The organism is Methylophilus sp. DMC14 (genome assembly GCF_056314085.1).
Genome location: NZ_JBQUZA010000001.1, coordinates 466,483 through 485,688, shown reverse-complemented (window position 1 = coordinate 485,688; position 19,206 = coordinate 466,483). Strand labels below are relative to the sequence as shown.

Annotated in this window: 18 protein-coding genes; 9 read left to right on the top strand and 9 right to left on the bottom strand. The window is 53.7% G+C overall.

Annotation, left to right across the window (positions count from 1 at the left end; all coding sequences use genetic code 11):
- The first annotated feature begins 29 nt into the window (after positions 1–29).
- The 3 genes from ACT53C_RS02505 (at position 30) to vapB (ending at position 1,059) form a co-directional block, all read left to right on the top strand.
- On the top strand, positions 30–278 hold the full coding sequence (locus tag ACT53C_RS02505) for a type II toxin-antitoxin system Phd/YefM family antitoxin (RefSeq protein WP_379074175.1): 249 nt from the start codon (positions 30–32) through the stop codon (positions 276–278).
- Positions 271–681 (top strand): putative toxin-antitoxin system toxin component, PIN family, encoded by a 411-nt coding sequence (locus ACT53C_RS02500; RefSeq protein WP_194748921.1) that lies wholly within the window; start codon positions 271–273, stop codon positions 679–681. Before ACT53C_RS02505 ends, ACT53C_RS02500 begins: the two co-directional genes overlap by 8 nt.
- 177 nt (positions 682–858) lie before the next feature.
- Positions 859–1,059, top strand: a complete 201-nt coding sequence (vapB, locus tag ACT53C_RS02495; RefSeq protein WP_476144670.1) for a type II toxin-antitoxin system VapB family antitoxin — start codon at positions 859–861, stop codon at positions 1,057–1,059.
- An 89-nt stretch (positions 1,060–1,148) separates the two neighbouring features.
- Here vapB and ACT53C_RS02490 read toward each other — a convergent pair whose 3' ends face one another.
- From ACT53C_RS02490 to ACT53C_RS02465, 6 genes are all read right to left on the bottom strand, one after another.
- The gene (locus tag ACT53C_RS02490) at positions 1,149–1,463 is read right to left on the bottom strand and encodes a hypothetical protein (protein WP_476144669.1); all 315 of its coding nucleotides are present in this window, start codon (positions 1,461–1,463) and stop codon (positions 1,149–1,151) included.
- Between the two features lie 59 nt (positions 1,464–1,522).
- On the bottom strand, positions 1,523–2,614 hold the full coding sequence (locus ACT53C_RS02485; RefSeq protein WP_476144668.1) for an ADP-ribosylglycohydrolase family protein: 1,092 nt from the start codon (positions 2,612–2,614) through the stop codon (positions 1,523–1,525).
- A 14-nt stretch (positions 2,615–2,628) separates the two neighbouring features.
- A complete protein-coding gene (locus tag ACT53C_RS02480) occupies positions 2,629–3,378 on the bottom strand; it encodes a tetratricopeptide repeat protein (RefSeq protein ID WP_476144667.1) in 750 nt (249 codons plus the stop codon).
- 30 nt (positions 3,379–3,408) lie between these two features.
- Positions 3,409–4,629, bottom strand: a complete 1,221-nt coding sequence (locus ACT53C_RS02475; RefSeq protein WP_476144666.1) for a MalY/PatB family protein — start codon at positions 4,627–4,629, stop codon at positions 3,409–3,411.
- Positions 4,626–6,731, bottom strand: coding sequence for a 5-histidylcysteine sulfoxide synthase (ovoA, locus tag ACT53C_RS02470; RefSeq protein ID WP_476144665.1), 2,106 nt, complete (start codon positions 6,729–6,731; stop codon positions 4,626–4,628). Before ovoA ends, ACT53C_RS02475 begins: the two co-directional genes overlap by 4 nt.
- Positions 6,732–6,932: 201 nt before the next feature.
- Complete coding sequence (locus ACT53C_RS02465; protein ID WP_476144664.1) at positions 6,933–7,811, bottom strand: hypothetical protein; 879 nt, start codon at positions 7,809–7,811, stop codon at positions 6,933–6,935.
- Between the two features lie 221 nt (positions 7,812–8,032).
- On the opposite strand from ACT53C_RS02465, the gene ACT53C_RS02460 reads away from it, so the two are divergent.
- From ACT53C_RS02460 to ACT53C_RS02450, 3 genes are read left to right on the top strand one after another with little or no spacing between them, the layout of a single operon-like run.
- Positions 8,033–9,421 carry a TolC family protein gene (locus ACT53C_RS02460; protein WP_476144663.1) on the top strand — a complete coding sequence of 463 codons (1,389 nt, stop codon included), beginning with the start codon at positions 8,033–8,035 and terminating at the stop codon, positions 9,419–9,421.
- Positions 9,418–10,569 carry an efflux RND transporter periplasmic adaptor subunit gene (locus tag ACT53C_RS02455; RefSeq protein WP_476144661.1) on the top strand — a complete coding sequence of 384 codons (1,152 nt, stop codon included), beginning with the start codon at positions 9,418–9,420 and terminating at the stop codon, positions 10,567–10,569. Before ACT53C_RS02460 ends, ACT53C_RS02455 begins: the two co-directional genes overlap by 4 nt.
- Positions 10,566–13,667 carry an efflux RND transporter permease subunit gene (locus tag ACT53C_RS02450; protein ID WP_476144659.1) on the top strand — a complete coding sequence of 1,034 codons (3,102 nt, stop codon included), beginning with the start codon at positions 10,566–10,568 and terminating at the stop codon, positions 13,665–13,667. The genes ACT53C_RS02455 and ACT53C_RS02450 overlap by 4 nt, the downstream gene beginning before the upstream one ends.
- Positions 13,668–13,746: 79 nt before the next feature.
- Here the strand turns inward: ACT53C_RS02450 and ACT53C_RS02445 are convergent, their stop codons facing one another.
- The 3 genes from ACT53C_RS02445 to ACT53C_RS02435 form a co-directional block, all read right to left on the bottom strand.
- A complete protein-coding gene (locus ACT53C_RS02445) occupies positions 13,747–13,983 on the bottom strand; it encodes a DUF2789 domain-containing protein (protein WP_194748910.1) in 237 nt (78 codons plus the stop codon).
- 147 nt (positions 13,984–14,130) lie between these two features.
- Positions 14,131–15,459, bottom strand: a complete 1,329-nt coding sequence (locus ACT53C_RS02440) for a chloride channel protein (RefSeq protein ID WP_476144657.1) — start codon at positions 15,457–15,459, stop codon at positions 14,131–14,133.
- Positions 15,460–15,592: 133 nt separating this feature from the next.
- A complete protein-coding gene (locus tag ACT53C_RS02435; protein ID WP_313985053.1) occupies positions 15,593–16,456 on the bottom strand; it encodes a bestrophin family protein in 864 nt (287 codons plus the stop codon).
- 211 nt (positions 16,457–16,667) lie between these two features.
- On the opposite strand from ACT53C_RS02435, the gene ACT53C_RS02430 reads away from it, so the two are divergent.
- From ACT53C_RS02430 to ACT53C_RS02420, 3 genes are all read left to right on the top strand, one after another.
- Positions 16,668–16,937: a hypothetical protein gene (locus ACT53C_RS02430; protein WP_476144656.1), complete on the top strand. Its 270-nt coding sequence runs from the start codon at positions 16,668–16,670 to the stop codon at positions 16,935–16,937.
- A gap of 72 nt (positions 16,938–17,009) precedes the next feature.
- Complete coding sequence (gene bufB / locus ACT53C_RS02425) at positions 17,010–18,743, top strand: MNIO family bufferin maturase (RefSeq protein ID WP_476144655.1); 1,734 nt, start codon at positions 17,010–17,012, stop codon at positions 18,741–18,743.
- Positions 18,727–19,179, top strand: coding sequence for a DoxX family protein (locus ACT53C_RS02420; RefSeq protein ID WP_313985061.1), 453 nt, complete (start codon positions 18,727–18,729; stop codon positions 19,177–19,179). The genes bufB and ACT53C_RS02420 overlap by 17 nt, the downstream gene beginning before the upstream one ends.
- The last annotated feature ends 27 nt before the right edge of the window (positions 19,180–19,206 follow it).

The window sequence follows — 19,206 nt, the reverse complement described above, 5'->3', positions numbered from 1 at the left end:
CTATGATTAGGCAAACAGGAGAGTTGATTATGCAATATGTTTCTGCAACAGATGCTAAACAAAATATGGCGGCTTTAATTGATACGGCACAACGAGAGCCAGTGACGATTCGTCGTCAAAACCGTGATGTGGCGATTGTGCTTTCTCCCGCTGAATATCAACGCTTGCGCGGGCTGAATCTGGCTGAGTTTCAATCATTTTGTGACCGTGTCGGGCAACAAGCGATGGCAAACGGCTTAACCGAGGACAAATTAGCCGAGTTGCTGACCAATGAGTGAGGCGTTACGGGTAGTCTGTGACACCAATACTTTGATCAGTTATTTGCTGTTACCGAACAGCGTTTCATCAATTGCCGTGCGTAAAGCTTTTGAGCGAGGTGTATTGCTGGTGTCTGAGTCTACGCTCAATGAACTGGCGGACGTATTATCTCGCCCAAAGTTTGACCGCTATATTTCGCTTGAAGACAGGCAAGCTTTTTTTAGACTGTTTAGTCGCATGTATGAACGTGTGAATATTGTCTATCCTGTGAATGCCTGCCGTGACCCAAAAGACAATCAATTTTTAGAAGTCGCCGTGAATGGTGGTGCATCGATGATCATCACGGGCGATGCTGACTTGTTGGTGTTGCATCCTTTTCAAGGCATCTCTATTTTGACTGCCGCACAGTTTAATGCGCTTTGAATTAAGCAGGTCTCACACTCTTGTAAGCCAAGCCACATCTCCGCGTTTTTATTACCTTAAAGACGCATGCGACGTGATCAGGTCGCTATTCTTTCATGCGGCTCCCAAGCAGGTTTGCAACTCTATTTTTCGTGCTATACGCTAATGCTACATGCGTTTTGACGAGAGGGATGAACGATGGCTATAAGCACTGTGTTTATTAATAATCGCACGCAAGCTGTACGCCTGCCTGCTGAAATGCGCTTGCCAGAGGATGTGAAACTGGTGAACGTGCGTGCACTTGGTAACGAGCGCATTATCACGCCGATTGCTGAAACCTGGGATAGCTTTTTTAATGCTAACTTGACGATAAGCGATGATTTTATGCCAACGCGGTAGGGCGGACTCGCTTTCAGTGCGCCGCATGGTTCATTTCAAATACAACGCACCATGCGCGGGAGCTACATAAAAACAATTGCCTTAAGCATTCACCGCGTATTTTTCTTATACACACGGAAAGACTCCACACTCAACTGCCTGGTGATGGTTTTGATTTCCAGTGTTTGCTTGCCTTTTTGGTAGAGGAATGTGCAGCCGTCAATTTCCATCGAGATGCAATCGGTGACCTCTGTCATGCCCATGTTGTAGATTTCTTGCGCGTATAGACTAGCCAGATCAATCTTGGTGTTTTTAATCGGCGTCCAACCTTGAACAATCAGCGTTTGCTTGATCTCGTTGTATGGTTTGCCTTCAGTCATAAAGCTTAAGTCATTGGCAGCAAAGGCAACGCTGCAGCTCATCATAAAGAGGATTGCTAATATTTTTGTAAGCATGGTTTTCACCGCCTGATTAGTCAAAATGTTTAGGCAAACTGTGCCACAAACTGTTCAATCTCGCGGTGAATAGCATCGTGTGCGGTGAGGCCTTTGATCCAGCGTGGCGGAATCGCCTCCAACCCCAACGAAGCGCCCAAAATCGCGCCCAGCACCGCACCGCGGTGGCAGTTATCCCCGCCGACATTGGTGTTGGCAATCAAGGCGCTTTCAAAGTCATCATGGTAGCGGGTGGCGAGGTAGAGCACAGATGGAAACGACTGGTCTATGTAGCAGGCGGGGCTGAGTAGGCCGCCAATCACATCGAGGTCAGATTTTTGGTTGGCACGCACTTGCGCCACCACTTTTGCGGCCGGGAATCCCAATTGACTGGCCGCAGCGCTGGCCAGCTGTTCGTTGTCAGGGTGTGGTGAGTTGAAAATTTCAAACAAGAGTTGGCTCAGTGCCAGCGTATGGCGCTCTAACTCGGTTGAGCGGTGGGTGAGGTTTTGTTGCCTTAAGGCAGCTTGGTTGCAGGCGGCCAGGTCGTTCGCCTTCACGCTGGCCATGACCACCATGGGGATATTCACCAGGCCGCCAATCGAGGCCGTGTCATGGCCTTCGTTGCCCGCACACTTTTCCGGGGCCACGCCTTTGGCATAGTTGGCAAAAAAATCACGGTGGTATGACTCAGCATAAGTGTCGTTGTGCTGATCGGGCTCGGTCATAAAGCGCACATAGGCTTGCAAAAAGTCAGCAGGGTCATGCTGGCCTTGGGCGATAAGGGAGCGCAGCAACACACGGGCGCACAGCAGGTTAAGCGTGTTGTCGCCTGCGTGCATGCCTTGATGATAGTGGCCGTGAGGCAGGCCCCAGAATTGTTTTTTGCCTTTTAAAATCACACTGCCGACAATGCCGCCCGCTTGTGTGCCGCGGCCTGCCTTGCCTGTGCTGGCCAGGGGCATGATGGAGCTGGGGTGGCTGGCTTTGGGCGCTTGATAGTCGCGAATTTGACCAAAGTCTTGCCAGAGGGCGGCGATGTTGTAATACCAGTGCACGGGCATGGCCAGCGCATCGCCAATAAACATCCCCCAGAGGGCGCCGCGCATCCGGTCTGCATGTTGAAGGGTGGTGATTGGCATCGTGTGATCCTTGTTTAACAGCCTTGCAGTTGCTGGCTTTTACATTGCGTCGCCAATTGGGTGGCAGCGGCTTTTTGCTCCTCGCTCATTTGAGCATAAAGATAATTCAGCATTTTGCTGTGGCGATTCACCAGGCGTTTTTCTTCGTTTTGGGTTGCCAATATCAACCACATCGCCGCTTTGAGGGTGCTTTGTTCAACGCCGGCCCCTTGCTGGTAAAGCTCGGCCAGGTAGCCCTGGGCTTCACTATTGTTGTTGCTGGCGGCCTGGCTTAACCAGTGCACGGCGGCGGGCATGTCTTGCGCAATCACTTCGCCCCGCAAATACAGCATGCCTAAATTGAGTTGCGATTTTACATGACCTTGCTTGGCTGCTTGCTCGTAATAGGCCACCGCTTGCGGGTAGCTGATGCTTTGAATCTGGCGCTGAAATACCAGTGAACCCAGCGTGTACTGCGCCTCTTTGTAATTCAACTCGGCCGATTTTGTGTACCACTTGACCGCTTCGTCCATGCTTTTGGGCACGCCATCGCCGTTCTGCGACATCAGGGCTAGGTTGTAGCAGGCTTTGGCATCGTTTTGACTGGCGAGCGACAGATAAATGGCGTGGGCGGCGGCATAGTCTTTTTGCAGTAGCTTCTGTCTGGCTTCTTCTAGCGTGTTTGCCTGCGTGAGGCTGGCTGCACACAGCGCGCACAGCATCAATGCGGTAGAGATTGCTTTGCTGAATAACTGCGCCAACATCGTTTTAGCTGCTTGCGTCATGGCTGTTCCTAGCGTGTGGTGAGGGGAGTATTAAGTTGAGAGACCGTGACGGCTGCAGGCGGCTTTTAATTGCGCCAGCGCCGCGAGCACGTTGGCCTGGGGGGTGCCTATGTTCATGCGCATAAAGCCTTCGCCGCCATGACCAAACATCGCACCGGGCGAGAGGCCGAGTTGTGCTTCTTCAATAAAAAAGCGTTTTAATGCGGCGTCATGCAGATTGAGGGCGCGGCAATCCAGCCATAGCAGATAAGTGGCTTGCGGAGCGATGACCTTGATACTGGGCAGCTCTGCCTGAATATACGCCACTGCCGCATCGCGCGTAGCTTGCAGATAAGGCATCAGCTCATTTAGCCAGTTGCTGCCGCCGCGATAGGCCGCTTCAAAGGCGGCCATGTTGAGTGGGTTGGTCACTGAGAGGCCTAGCGTGTTGAGCTGGCGTTGAATGGCTTGCCGATGCGCGGTGTTTGGCACAATCAAAGCTGAGAGACCCAGGCCTGGAATATTGAAGGTTTTGCTGGGCGAGACGGCGGTAATCACGCGGTGGGACAACGCGGTTTGCTCGGCGGTTTCGGCTTGCATGGCCAGGCGGCTTAAGGGCTGATGTTGTGCCTCTGCATAGACTAAATCGGCATGGATTTCGTCGGAGAGCACAACTAAGTCGTGCTGGTTAGCGATACTTAAAATAGCTTCCATTTCTGCCGTTTGCCACACACGACCTACCGGATTATGTGGTGAGCAGAGGAGCAGCATGCGCGCCTGTTGCGCGCACGCCGTCAGGTGGCCCATATCCATCTGATATTGCGGCTGGTTTGCGTGATCGGAGGTCAGGCGCAACGGGTTTTCAACTAAGTGACGTTGCTGCCCGGTGACCGCTGAAAAAAACGGAAAATACACGGGTGGTTGCACGATCACGCCTTCGTCTGGGGCGGTGAGGGCAGCGACGACCAGGTTGAGCGAGGGCACCACGCCGGGTGTGAGCACAATCCATTCGCGCTGGACTTGCCAACCGTGCTTGATTTGTAGCCAATCCATCAGCGCTTGATACAGGCTATCGGGTGCCAGGGAATAACCAAACACCGGATGGGCGATGCGCGCTTGCAGCGCCTCAGTCACTGCTGCGGGCACGGCAAAATCCATATCGGCCACCCACATGGGCATGACCTCGGTGGTGCCGAAGGTCTGCTGGCGGCCATCGAATTTTAATGCGCCGCTACCTTCACGCGACACGTGTTCATCAAAGCGGTGGCTCAACTGACGCGCTCCCACAGCGTCACTTCTGACAGCGTATGCTGAAATTTGTGGCGGGTTTCACGAATCACAAACGGAATCTCTACCGGGGCTTGCATGAGTGTAAAGTGCGGGCTTAGCAGCGCTTTCAGGCCATCCAGCGTGGTCACATTTTCGCCATCTTGCTTGTAGCCGCCTATCCATTCCTCACGCGGGGTGTGCTCTTCCAGCCAGGTATACGGCGAGGTGATCATGAGTACGCCGCCGATATTCAAGCGCTCATGAATGGTGCTCAAAAACTGGCGTGGGCGATAGAGCCGGTCGATTAAATTGGCGGCCAGAATAAAGTCGTAGCCGGTGAATTGAGGCTTGAGGTTGCAGGCATCGCCCTGCCAGAATTCCACCTTGTCGACCACCTGGTCTAAGCCCAAGGCACTCAGTGTGCGCTCCTGGTAGCTGACCAAGTCGCCCTCATTGACCATGGTGTAACGCAACACGCCTTGCTCGGCCGCTTGTAACGCCAAGCCAATAAAGCGGGCAGAAAAGTCTATGCCGGTGACGTGATCAAACTGTGTGGCCAGCTCAAAAGTGGCACGGCCGGTGGCACAGCCCAAATCGAGTGCGGTGCGTTTTGGTTTGGCTTGCAAATGCTGCAGGGCATAATCGCTCAGCGCTTTGGGGAAGTTGGGTACGCCAAAATAGCTGTCACCATAATGAAATTCGGCATACTCCGACAGTTGCTTGTCAGATTCGTAATACGAGCGGTTATTTTCTACGGGGGTATCAGTCACAATATAGCGGAATCCTGCATGTTGAAAAAAATGTCGGCGAAAGGCGTAGCGCGCACTTTTAATCGCCTCGTTGCCCGTTGAGATCCAGGAGCCGCCCTTGATGAGATTATGGCGGCCATCATAGGTCGGGGTGGTAAAGTCATCATACAACGGATGCACTTTAAAGCCATCAAACGGAAAAATGGGTGTTTCTGTCCATTGCCAGACATTGCCCACCACATCATACAGCTCACCGTGTGCAAACTGATTGACCGGACAAGAAGACGCACCCTGGTCTAAAAACAGATTGGCATGATGGCCGTTGGCGACCTGGGCGTCGGACAAGCCTGCATGTTCATACAGACTATACCACTCCTGCTCGCTGGGCAGACGCACTGGTTTGCCCCGCTGTGCAGACAGCCAATTGCAAAACGCTTTGGCCTCATGGTAATTGACTTCTACCGGCCAGCTCCATGGCATGTCGATTTCTTCCGTCAGCAGGCGCAGTTGCCAGCCGGAGGCTTGTCTGATCCAAAACGTGGGATGCTCGGCTTGCGTATAGGTGCGCCAGGCCCAGCCTTCTTCTTGCCAGTAGGCCTCTGCCTGGTAGCCGCCCGCTTCCACAAAGCGTAAAAACTCGGCATTAGAGGTCAGGTATTTGGCCGCCTCAAAGGCCGGGCAGTGGCCGTGAAATTGACCGTATTCGTTATCCCAGCCGTAATACGCATCTGACTTGCGCAACACAATTTCACGCGCCGGAATAGGCACCAAGCGATTTTCAGGGGCGACCACATCCCGCGCAGCAGAGGGTGCCCATGCGGGGGAGGGGTTAACATACTGTAAGGCATGTTGCCGAATCAGCACCGAGCTGGTTTCCAGATGGATGCGCTCATGTTCAATGCCCATCAGAATCGGCCACCATGGGCTCTCCCAATCAATCGGCAGCTCAAAAGGCAGGCGCGTGATCAGTTGGTCAACCACTTCGCGCACCTGTGCACGGTAGGCCTTCACCTCCGCTGGCGTTGGCCATTGGTAGTGGGCCTCGTTCACGTCATCCCAGCCCATTTCATCGACGCCGACCGCAAACATGGACTCAAACCTGGGATTCACGCGTTCGGTGATGAGCCCGGCCAGAATCAGCTTGTTGATAAAAAAGGTATGGGTATGGCCGTAGTAAAAAATCAGCGGATGTCTCAGCGCAATCGGTTTCACGTAGTACGCTTGCTCGTTGCTGAGCAGCGTAAACAAGGCTTCATAGACATCTGAGGTTTCATGAAAATAAGCCCGTATCTGCTCACGGGTGAGCGATGTGTGATCCTGGCTGAGTAGAAGGCTGCGATGAGGAGGTTTGGTCATGTCTGTCGTGATCGGTTTCGTGGCCTGTCTATCAAGCGCATCTTTAGAGATTGGAAAATAAGCGCACACAGGGGGAATGTAAATCCCCAGGCAGCGCTTGTTTATTGAATAGCATTTGAAATGATTGGTTCAATTTGAATGCACGATACTCATTGGTGTCGTAGCGATGGATAGGGTGCGCAGCAAACGGTGGCAAGGCTGTTATTCAATCAAGCCCAGCCATTGCGCCGCGCCCACCGCCGAGGCCTCTACGGCTTGTTGATAAGTGGCCGTCGCTGGCAAATGGTCAGCCAGCTGGTGTAGCGATCTGTAGCCCGGGTCTAAGCGTATGTCTTTTTCGCGGAAGATGCTGTGCTCTTGGGCATAGGTGTCTGCCAGCGCTCGCAGCGATTCGGCCAAGGGCTTGTTGGGCGCGCTGGGGATAAAGTCACCCAGCAGCCACAAGTGCACATTCTCTTCCTCGGCATAGCCTGCTTTAGGGTCAGCCAGCATCATCGCATGGTCAATTCTGGCCTGGTTCTCTACCTCGCTCGGGTCGCCATAGGCAACCTCGTAATATTTCACCGCACGTGTGAGCAAAGAGGTCGGGCCGTCAATCGGCACCTGGCCCACCGCATAATAGCCTGCAATCGCGCGCAGGCTTTGCAAATGATGCTCTTTGCCGACAAAGTGGATGGGTTCGCCTTGTGCCTGCAACGCTTGAATACCCGCCGCCATGTCTTTGGTCGCGGCGTAAATCAGCGCGGCGCTCTGTTCGGGACTACCCCGCTCGACACTTTTTCGGGCCAGGCTGTAGTTGATCATGGCGGTGCCGTTGCGATACAGCTCCAGCGCACTGGCGGCAGCGACTTCACCCTGCGCATCCAGCACTACCGACACGGCCATTTTGGTGCCGTTGGCATTGCCACCCGCCAAGGCAGCAAGCCAATTAGACAGCTGCTCTGCGGGCCATTCCGGGTATTGCTCGCGGGCAAGGGCAAACACTTGTGGCAGCAGCCGGGATTGCTCGGTGACGCTTAAGTTTTGCAACCTTACGATGCTGTGTGCTGGGGGTAGATTGTAGTCGTAGCGGGCGATCATAGTGACCTATTTTAAGTGTGGTACAAGTGAGCATTCAACCGTTTTTCTGCAAGGGGGGTGTCAGCGCACTGATGGTATGAGTGCTGCAGGCTTGCAATCTCGCTACGATGCTGGCTGGCATGCAAAGGCGCTTTAGGCATGAAAACCAGGCATTTTAGGCGGTTGTAATAAATCCTTCACAAAATGGATTCATGATGGACGACATTTGAAATGCCGCCTTTATGAAGTCATTGTTTCCGCATCTCCGACCGCTGTTACTGCTCCTGTTGGCAGCCGTGCAGATGCCTGCTTTTGCAGCGGAGGTTATTGCTCCGCCCGCTTTTGTCAAAGACGGCTTCTCCGCCCGGTTACCCGATCAACATCGTTCACCGCTGGCTGCTGAGCAGCTGGAAGACACGGCGCTCGATCTCAACAAAACCATCTATCTCGCGCTGCAGGCAGATCCACAAATCAAGTCTGCGGTGGAGGGCATTTATCAGGCCGAGGCGGACCTGGTCACGGCCAAGTTGCCGCCTAACCCGGTGATGAACGTCTCCAATACCTTGATGCCGCTGAATCAGTCTTTTAACGTCAATCGCCAAGGCGGCCCTCCGCAGTTTGATCTCGGGGTGGCATATCCGATTGATTGGTTTGTGTTTGGCAAGCGCGCGGCAGAGATGCGTGCTGCCCAACTCGGGGTGGAGGTGGCCAGGGCGAGTGTGAATGACACTATCCGGTTGCGCATTGCTGGGGCGATTGCAGCTTTTTACGATGTGCTGGAGGCGCAAAATCTGCAAGCGCTGGCGCAGGAGGATTTCACCGAGCTGGCGGCCCTGAAAGCGTTGACGGAAAAACGGGTGTTAATCGGCGGGGCCGGGTCGATTGAGCTGGATAGAGTGAATTTGTCTTTGCTCTCCAGCCAAACCGAGTTGCGCGCCAAACGGGTGGCTGTGGAAAATGCCATCAGCCGCCTGAAGGCCTTTCTGGGCATGCAAAAGAACAAAGTCATCCACGTTGTTGGCAGCCTGGAGATTGAGCATCCGCAGCCGATCAGTGATCCTGAGCATTTGATCCAGATGGCCGAGGAAAACCGGCCGGATATCGCCATGCTAAAAAGGCAAATCGAACAGTCAGTCGGCAATATCGAGCTCGAAGAGGTCAAGGCTTATCCCTCGGTGGTGACCCATGTGGGGGTGACCCGCCAGTTTCAGAAAGAGGCGATTGGTTTCCCGGATCAGAATGCCTGGGGCATAGGCGTGGATGTTTCGTTGCCGGTATTTGACCGCAACCAGGGCAATATTGCCAAGGCCAAATCACTCAAAAGACAGAGCGAGCTGGATCTGGATACGCAGCTGATTGAGCTCAGGTCTGAAATCGAGCGTAATTACCACATCTATGACGCTTCGTATCTGGTGCTGGTCAATGAGGCAGACACCAAGTTGGGTGTTTCTAAAGTGATCCGTGACAAGATGAAAGCGGCTTACGCGCTGGGCGGCAAGAGTCTGTTCGAGTTGTTGGATGCGCAAAGAAACTACCGCGAAACCAATCGCGTACACATTATGACGTTATCCAACTATTGGCATTCGCTCTACGCCTTGAATGCAGCCATTGGGAAGCAGGTTTTAAAATGAGTCAATTACAAAAAAAGGGCGCCCTGTTTGCACTGGTGTTGTTGGGGATGGTAAGTGCCGGGCTTTATTATATGACCGCACACTCGGCCAAACCGGCGGTCGCGTCGGCACCGGCCCAGCAGGGGCAGGCAGTGACGCTGTTGCGGAACGGGCAAATCCTGATTGATCCGGCTTCTACCTTTAATCGCAAGATTCTGCGCGAGCAGCTGCAACTGCAAGCGGTCAGTTTGCCGGACTTGACCGTGACCGGCAGCATTATTGCCAAACGAAAACCGACCAGCGCGGCCGACGATGAGCAGTATGAGTTCATCAATCAGCAAATCTCCAGTTTGTATGCCAACTGGAAAAACGATGGCAATGAAATCGAGTTTTTGAGCAAGCAGTACAAGAAAACTGCCGAGTTGAACGAGGCCAAGTTGCACTCGCAACGGATAGAGGTGGAGCGCCTGAAAAAACTGGTGGATATCGGCACAGAAGCTGCCAGAGACTTGAGCCTGTCGGAAGCCAACTTGCTACAGGCGCAGCTGGAAGGGCAGAAAGCGCTGTTTGATATTCAGAGCGCTTTAAACCAGGCAAGAAACAACCGTGCGGATGCGGAACGTCAGCTGTTTCAGCAGGGCATAGACATTGATTTATTGATCCGCCTGAAGGCGGATGAAGTGTTGGTGGCGGGCGATGTGCCGGAAATGAATGCCGGCAAGGTGTATGCGGGCCAGGCCCTGACCACCGTGTTTTACGGCAATGCGGATAAACCGTTTGCGGGCAAGCTGGCGAGTATTTCTCCGCTGGTGTCATTTGAGAAGCGTTCCTTACGCATTTACTATGCGCTGCAGGACAGCCTGCATCAGCTCAGGCCCGGCATGTTTGCCGATATCCAGTTAGGCACTGAGCAGCGCAAAAAAATGCTGGTGTCGAATGAGGCCCTGATTCATCTCAATAAAAAAGATTATGTCTTTGTCTTGAGCCAGCCGAATACCTGGAAGCTGGTGGAAGTGACCATCGGCGATAATTTTAATCGTAAATCGGTTGAAATCCTGTCCGGGCTGCGAGAACACGACACCATCATTGCGCATGGCGCCATTTTGCTCAAGCCCTTGGCCATCAAGGCGGTAGAGATTGTGAATGCGGACGAGAGTGCTGCATCATGATGGCGAAATTGATTCGCCAGGCATTGCAGTACAAATGGATCGTCATCGGTGGGCTGGTGGCGCTGAGTCTGTTGAGCCTCTATTCCCTGTCGCGCATGAAAATCGATGCCTATCCGGATATTTCATCGCAAATGGTGCAGATCATTACGGTGTTTCCGGGCAAGGCGCCAGAGGATGTCGAGCGCCAGGTCACGGTGCCGCTCGAAATCCTGATGAAAAATGTCCCCAATGTGGAGACTGTCCGCTCGCGGACCATCTTTGGCTTGTCGGTGATTCAGCTTATTTTCAAGGAAGGTACCGAAAGCTACTGGGCACGGCAGCGCGTGCAGGAAAAACTGTCACTGTTTACGTTGCCGCCGGGGGCTGAGGCCGAGCTGGGGCCACTGGCGACGGCGTATGGGGAGATGGTGCGCTATCAGCTGACCGGCGGTGAGGGCAGCGACCTGGTGCAGTTGCGTACCCTGAATGACTGGGTGGTGATCCCCAGGCTGTTACGGGCAGATGGGGTAGCCGAGGTCACCAATTTCGGCGGCTATGAGAAACAGTACGGCATTATTCTGAATCCCTCGCAATTGCGTCGCTACGATGTGTCGGTGAATGATGTGATTGAGGCCGTGCAATTAAACAACGCCAACTCCGGCGGCAGCCTGCTGTCGCGAGGCAGTATGTCGTTTGTCATTCGCGGTGAAGGTGCGATTAAGAGCAAGAAAAATATTGAGGATAGTTTTCTCAAGAATATCGATGGCCAGCCCATTTACGTGCGCGATGTGGCCAGTGTGCAAATCAACAAAAAGATTCCGGCCGGGATTTTTAGCAAGAATACGGTGGATGAATCCGTCGAAGGCATCGTCTTGCTCAGAAAAGGCGAAAACCCGTCCGAGGTGCTGGCCAGGGTCAAGCAGGCGATACAGGAGCTGAACGACGGCATGCTGCCCAAGGGCGTCCAGCTGGTGCCGTTTTATGACCGCAGTGAGCTGATCAACAGCACCTTGCATACGGTGACGCATAGCGTGGTGTTAGGCATTGCGCTGGTGTTGCTGGTGCTGTTCTTGTTTTTTGGACGGCCCTCGCTGGCTATTCTGGTGGCCTTGACCATTCCGGTGGCGTTGGTGTTTGCCTTGCTGGTGATGTATTTGACCGATATCCCGATTGGCTTGCTGTCCTTGGGTGCGATTGATTTCGGTGTGCTGGTGGATGGGGCGATCATCATTTCTGAAAACATAGCCAGACGCCTGGATGAGCGCAATCATGTTGCGGATCCGCCATCGGTGGAGCTCACGGTGCTCAATGCCACGCTGGAGGTGGAAAAACCCGTATTCGTTTCAATTTTGCTAATTATTGGCGGCTTCTTGCCACTGATCTCGCTGACGCATATTGAGGGCTTGTTATTCCGGCCCATGGCCATGACCATTATTTTTGCACTGATAGGCGCCAGTTTATTCTCATTTTTTGTGGTGCCGGTGCTGGCGACCATGATCTTTAAACAGGGATTCAAGGAGCGGCACAACCCTGTCCTCGAGCGCGTGAATCAGTGGTATACCCGGGGCATCACACACATGTTGCGCCATGCCTCGAAAACGCTGCTGGCGGTGTTTGCCAGCCTGGTCTTGCTGCTGGTGTGGGTGGTACCCAAGATCGGCAGCGAGTTTTTACCGTATATGGATGAAGGCGTGGTCTGGGTACGCGCCAATTTCCCGGAGGGGACGTCGCTTGAGCAGACCGCACTGTTTGGCAAGCGCTTGCGTGAAATTGCACTGCAGTACCCGGAGGTGAAGTATGCCACCATTCAGACCGGCCGCAATGACAGCGGCACCGACCCGTATCCGCCAAGCCGGATCGAGATGATGATTGTGCCGCAACCGCATGAGCGCTGGCAGCAGTTTGCCACCAAGGCCGAGTTGATTGTTGCCCTGGGGCAGGCATTTAGAAATGAGTTTCCAACCACCCGGTTTAATTTTACCCAGCCTATTATCGACAGTGTGACCGAGGATTCCAACGGCACCTCGGCCGATATGGCGGTGGAGTTTTCCGGGCCAGACCTTGATGTGTTACTGGGCTTGGCCAGGCAGTCCGAGGATTGGCTGAAAACGGTGGACGGTGCGGTGGATGTGAATATCGAGCAGGAGGGGCCGCAGCCGCAGCTAGTGATTACGCCCAACCGTGCCTTGTGCGCGCGCTACAAAGTCAATATTCATGATCTTTCGGCGTTTATTGATAATGCGGTTGGTGGTGCACCCGTGGGCGTGATTTACGAAGGCGAGCGCAGGTTTGATATTGTGGCCAAGTTTGACAAGGCGGCCATCAGCTCTGTCAATGCCATAGAACGTTTGCCGGTGACCAACACCGATGGTGTGACGATCCCGCTGTCGCAGGTCGCTACCATCCGCGTGGTGGATGGGCAAACGATTATCGCCCGCGGCGATGGCAAGCATAGAATCACCGTGCGCAGCGACATCCGTGGCCGCGATCAGGGCGGCTTCGTCGCCGAAGCGCAGCAGTTGCTGGCACAAAAAATGGTGATTCCAAACGGCTACCGGATGAGCTGGATCGGCATGTATGAAAATCTGGACCGTGCCGCCAACCACTTCAAGGTGCTGGTGCCGCTGACCATGGCTATTATCTTTGCCATCCTGTTTTTCTTTTTTAAATCCTATCGCGATACGCTGGTGGTGTTGTCTGTGTTGCCCGCCGCGCTGGCGGGCGGGCTGTTGGCGCTGTTGATGCGCGGCATGCATCTGAATGTGTCTACCGGGGTTGGTTTTGCCGCCGTGTTTGGGGTGTCGATCATGAGTGGGGTACTCATGGTCAAAACCATTAAAAACTATTCAACGCCGGGGCAGGCCTTGCATACCGCGATTATTGAGGGCGCCAGCATTTGCATGCGGCCAGTCATGATGGCCTCATTGGTCGCGATATTGGGCTTGCTGCCCGCCTCGCTCGCGACGGGGCTGGGCTCGGATGTACAACGTCCACTGGCGACGGTGATCGTATGGGGGCTGTTCTTCTCGTCAGTGATTTCGCTGTTTATTTTGCCGGTGATGTATCAGGCCTTGCACGGCAGAAATACCAAGCCAGAGACCGCATCCGCGCTGGTATAACACACCTTATAAAAAGCCGCCGCCTAGTGCGGCTTTTTTATCAGAGGCTGTACAGGCTCTGCCGCATAGCCATCCTCCATTATTTGGCATGTAGCCTGGCATTCAGCTGGTCGATGACCTCTGCCCAGTCCGCATCCTTCAATATTTCTTCTCTTAAAAAAGCGGCTTGCGCCGGTGTCCAATACGGGGCATCCGCCAGTGAAATGGTGCCTGCCAGTTGACGATGCGTGTGGATAAACTGTTCAATCTCGGCATCACTATTCGGCAAGCCGAGTTGGGCAAACAGATTGTTGAGGCTGTGTAGTGACGCTTCCATAAGGCGGACTCCTGACGTTGTGGGGTTGACTAAGCACGGCATCAGCGAGGCGGGCAAACGATTCGCCTGCCTACCTGCGCGGTCATTGAGGTCACCAGTCTACGCCGAAATTTGGTCGGCTAGTGGGTCTCTGACGGCTGCCTGGACTCAGGGGTGATCCAGCCGCTTTTGATCTGGCGGGCCAGCGGTAAACTGGCCAGCAAGCACCGAATAAAGCGGGCGGCTGAAGATGCGTGAAGTGACGGTGGCAATCAGTGACACCGCCATCAGGCTAATCACCATTTCATGGCCGTCTATCATTTCCATGACAATAATAAACGAGGTGATGGGCGCTTGTGTTACGCCTGCCAGAAAGCCGGCCATGCACAAGGCACTAAAGGCAATGGTGAGGTGGTGGTAATGAAAAATGCTGGCTAAGTCATAGCCGATGCCCGCGCCTATGGAGAGCGCCGGGGCAAAAATGCCGCCGGGGATCCCGCTTAAATAAGTGAAGATGGTAGAGAGGTATTTGACCACAGGGTAGTACCAGGTTTCATTAATGGAGCCATTGAGCATGGCCTTGGTGAGTGAATACCCTGAGCCATTGGCGGCACCATGACTGACAATGCCCAGGCCGGCCACCAGCAGCGCACAAAAGCCCGTCCAGTACAGCGGGTGACGGGTACGCAAGCGGGTGATTCTGCCGGGCAGGTTTTCTGTGAGTTCAATCAGGGTTTTGCTGAAGATGCCGCCAAACACGCCACACACCAGCCCGCCAATCAGCACGGGCAGCAAAATTTGCGTATCAATCGGACTCACTCTGAGGCTGCCAAAATAGGTGTAATTGCCTTGCAATGAAATCGAAACCAGCCCGGACAAGACAATGGCCGAAATCATCACGCCATTGGTTCTTTGCTCAAATTTGCGGCTGAGCTCTTCTATGGCAAAGATAATCCCTGCCAGCGGGGTATTGAACGCCGCCGAAATGCCCGCGGCTCCGCCGGCCAGAATCAGGTGTTTAGGGTCGATTTGAAAGGTTTGCGGCAAAAAGCGGCGAAAGGCATGCATGATGCTTGCCCCCACCTGTACCGAAGGGCCTTCTCTGCCTGCGGAAAAACCTGCGGCCAGGCCGAGGATGACCAGCCCCATTTTTGAGACCGCAATTTTAATCGATACCAAATGGCCAATCGGCTGATGTTCTGCGTACGACAGCGCCGCCATGGTCTGCGGGATGCCGCTGCCGGCAGCGCCGGCGAACCAGCGCTTGGTCGCCCAGACAATAAAAATGCCTACCACGGGCATGACGATGAGCGGTAGCCACCAGAGCGCCGATTGCATCTGATCAAACCAGGCGATGGCATACTCGGTGGCGCGGGCAAACAACACAATGACCAGCCCGGTGATGATGGCCGCCGACCAGATGATCAGACGGCCTAGCCACAGATGCAAATCAGTCATTTTGATGGAGGCGAGGATATTTTTCAGGTCGTTCAGCATGGAGGTATCGCTGCCAGTTTACCGGGAGTGGGTGCTTGCGCGATGCACTAAACTTAAGTTCATGAGCGCAGGCTTTAACAGAATGTACTTGCATCATAACAAATATGATGAGCATAAATACTTGTTATGACGTTTAAAGTAGCTCTTCGACATGCTTTTTGATATTTGCCGCCATTTTGGGGGTGGGCAAATCATTGGTGTCGGTGCCAAACGGGTCTTCAATTTCTTCGGCAATTAGCTCCAGGCTGGCTAAGACGTAAAAGATAAACACCACCACCGGGATCACGTAATAGCCCAGGCTAAACACAAAGCCGAACGGTAACGTCATCACGTAGAAGAAAATGAATTTTTTGATGAACGCGCTATAAGAGTAGGGGATGGGCGTGTTTTTGATGCGTTCGCACACCCCGCACACTTCGGTGAAGGCTTTGAGTTCGTCATGAATAATAAAAAACTGGTCACCGCTGATTTTGCCTGAGGTATAAAGCAGGTTGGCTTGTTGAAAAATGCGCTTGGCGATCTGGTTCGGGTGGTGCTCATGGTGGTCAATGTCCAGATCCAGGCCTTCAAACAGCATTTTGCTCACCTCGGCATTCATCAAATGTTGGGAAAGCACGGTGGCATACGTGGGGATAATTTTTCTGAAAAAATCACGATCATGGTCATCGCCCAGATAAGCCGATAGCTTGATTGCCAGATTGCGGCTGTTATTGACCAGCGCCCCCCAGGCTTTGCGGCCCTCCCACCAGCGGTCGTAGGCGGTATTGGTGCGGTAGGCCAGCAACAAGGACAAGACAAAACCGACGGTGGTGTGTATCAGCGACAGATTTTTGACATGGCTGCTGTCGGCCAGCTTCCAGTATTCGATTTCAAGATAGGCGACGCCTCCGGCATAGGCGCCAATCAGCAGCATCATCGGCATCAGTTGGCGGAAGGTATCTGACTCGTGAAAACGAAAGATGAAGGTCAGCCAGTCTTTGGGGTTGTATTGAATCATGCCGATTGCCTGAGAAATGTTGGCCCCAGTTTAACATGGCACTGACACAATCTTTGTTGCCAGGACGGCGCTGTTCTGGCCGCCTTTTGCAAGCACTCAACTATTTTTAAATTATTTTCAAAAAATCTGTAAGGCCGCGTTGCTTGCCTCGACTAAGGGTTGCAGAACACATTTTCTGTTTAACTTTTTAATTGAATCCTTAGGAGATAGTATGAAAACGACTCAAAAATTGGCCAGCGCAGCATTGTTAGGTCTGTTCACCGCGACTGTAATGAGCGCTGCCCCTGCCTTTGCTGGGGATGAAGGCAAGTCTGGCTGCAATGGCAAAGATAACGCCAAGATGGAAAAAGCCAACTGCAAAACTGCTGACGGAAAAGAGAAGCATGCATGCAAAGGCAAAAATTCCTGTAAAGGCCAGGGCGGCGATGGCAAGAATGCGTGTAAAGGGCATGGTTCATGCGCAACGGACGGCAGTAAGTAAGCTGGTCATTTTCTTGAATCATGTCAAGGCGGCGGGGCAGTGGCCCTGCTGCTTTGCAAGGAGTGAGTTGTCATGCCGCTGACCAATCCCTTACCCAATGCATTACCCCATCTGGGCTTTGGACTGGGCCTCAGGCCCACGCACTATCCGTATATTTTTGAACATCAGCCACAGGTGGACTGGTTCGAAATTATTTCGGAAAATTTTATGGATACCGATGGCAAGCCCAAGCGCAACCTGGCGCGTATCAAAGAGCAATACCCGATTGTCATGCATGGTGTGTCGATGTCCATCGGCAGTGTGGATGCATTGAATTCTGAATACCTGACCAAGCTCAAGGCGCTGATTGACTGGGTGCAACCGGCCTGGGTCTCGGATCATCTGTGCTGGACTGGCGTGGCACATAAAAATACCCATGATTTGCTGCCGCTGCCTTACACCGAAGAGTCGCTCAAGCATATTGTGCAGCGTATCTGCCAGGTGCAGGACAGGCTGGGCCGCAGAATCGCGCTCGAAAATCCGTCTACCTATCTGGAGTTCAAGCATTCCACCATTCCAGAGGCCGAGTTTATTGCGGCCATGGCGCAAGCGGCGGACTGCCATTTGCTGCTCGATGTGAATAATGTCTATGTGACGAGCTACAACCACCGGCTGGATGCACAAGCCTATCTGTATGCCTTGCCAATGGAGCGGGTGATTCAGGTGCATCTTTCGGGGCACCGCAACAAAGGCAGTCACATCGTTGATACCCACGATGACCATGTGACGGAGGCCGTGTGGGGACTGTACCAATATGTGGTGCACCGTGCTGGCCGCGTGCCGAATACCATGATTGAGTGGGATGACCAGATCCCCGAGTTTCCAGTGTTGGCCGCTGAACTCGAGAAAGCCCGTCGCGCGGCAAACCAGGCCAGTGCCTATGTGTTGCCAGATACCGCAATGCCGGTTGAGACGCAGCCCCACCCCACCCAACATGCTTTGCTAGAAGCACAACTCCAGTTACAGCAAGCGATTGTGCTGGGCGAGCGCATGGACAGTCGTCCGGCAGAGTGGATACGCGCCAAGGCTGACTTTGCGCCAGAGGCACAGTTGTCGGTGTATACCGAGGCGTACCGTTACCGCTTGTTTGACGTGGTGACCGAAGATTATCCAGTGTTGGCGCATTATTTAACGCCGCCAGTCTTTGACCGGCTGCTGTGGGATTTTATTGCGGCGGTGCAACCAGAGCATTTTAATATCGGCCGCTTTGCACTTAAGCTGCCTGCGTTTATTCAAATTGCGCTGCCTAAACATGGTTTTGCCCATGCGCTCTGCCAGTTGGAAACGCTGGTCGCACAAATGATGGATCCGGCTGAAACGCCTGTGCTGGAAGCTTCGCAGCTAAAGGGGCTCACGCCGGATGGATTGATGGACTTGCAACTGATGCCCAGAGCAGCGTTAACACTGGCGCACTTTAGCCACGGTGTGAATGCCTACTATCAGGCCGTGATGGACGAGGTGCCGACGCCGCCGATGGACGAAGCCGTTGACGAGTATCTGGTGGTGTATCGCCATGAGGATGTGGTTTGGCGCATGACGCTGGAGGCGCAGGAGTTCGCATTGCTGACTGCCTTGTTTGGCGGGGCGACCGTGGGCGAGGCGTTAGCTGGTCTGGATGACGCAGCAGGCCCCGAGGTAATGGCCTATTTTTCAAAATGGATGAGAAACGGCTTGCTGGCCGCAACGCAGGTGGCGGCGACGATTGACGCTACCGCGGCTGACACCACTCATCTGCAAAAGGAGGAAACACATGCATATCTTGTTTGAGGGATTGATTGCTTGGCCGAAAAAAGTGGCTGCGCATTTTGAATGGCTGGGCCCCTTGGTCGCCCGCGTGGTGGTGGGCTACACCTTTATGCTCACGGGCTGGGGCAAGCTGAATAACCTGCCTGCCATTATTGAGAACTTTCAAAGCTGGGGCATCCCTTTCCCTGAATTCATGACGCCATTTGTGGCCGGCTGGGAGTTTTTCGGTGGGCTGGGCCTGATCCTGGGTTTGATGACGCGTATTTGTGGCGGGGCATTGGCGGTGGTGATGGTGGTAGCGATTATTTCGGCAAAACTGGCGGATATCGATTCGCTGGAAACCTTGCTCGGCTTTGAGGAGGCGACTTACTTTGCCGTGTTTACCTGGCTGGCGATTTGTGGTGCAGGCAAGGCTTCGCTGGATCATTGGCTGGAGCGGCACTACAAAAAGCATTAATGTCCATCGGCGCACTGCCATCAAGCA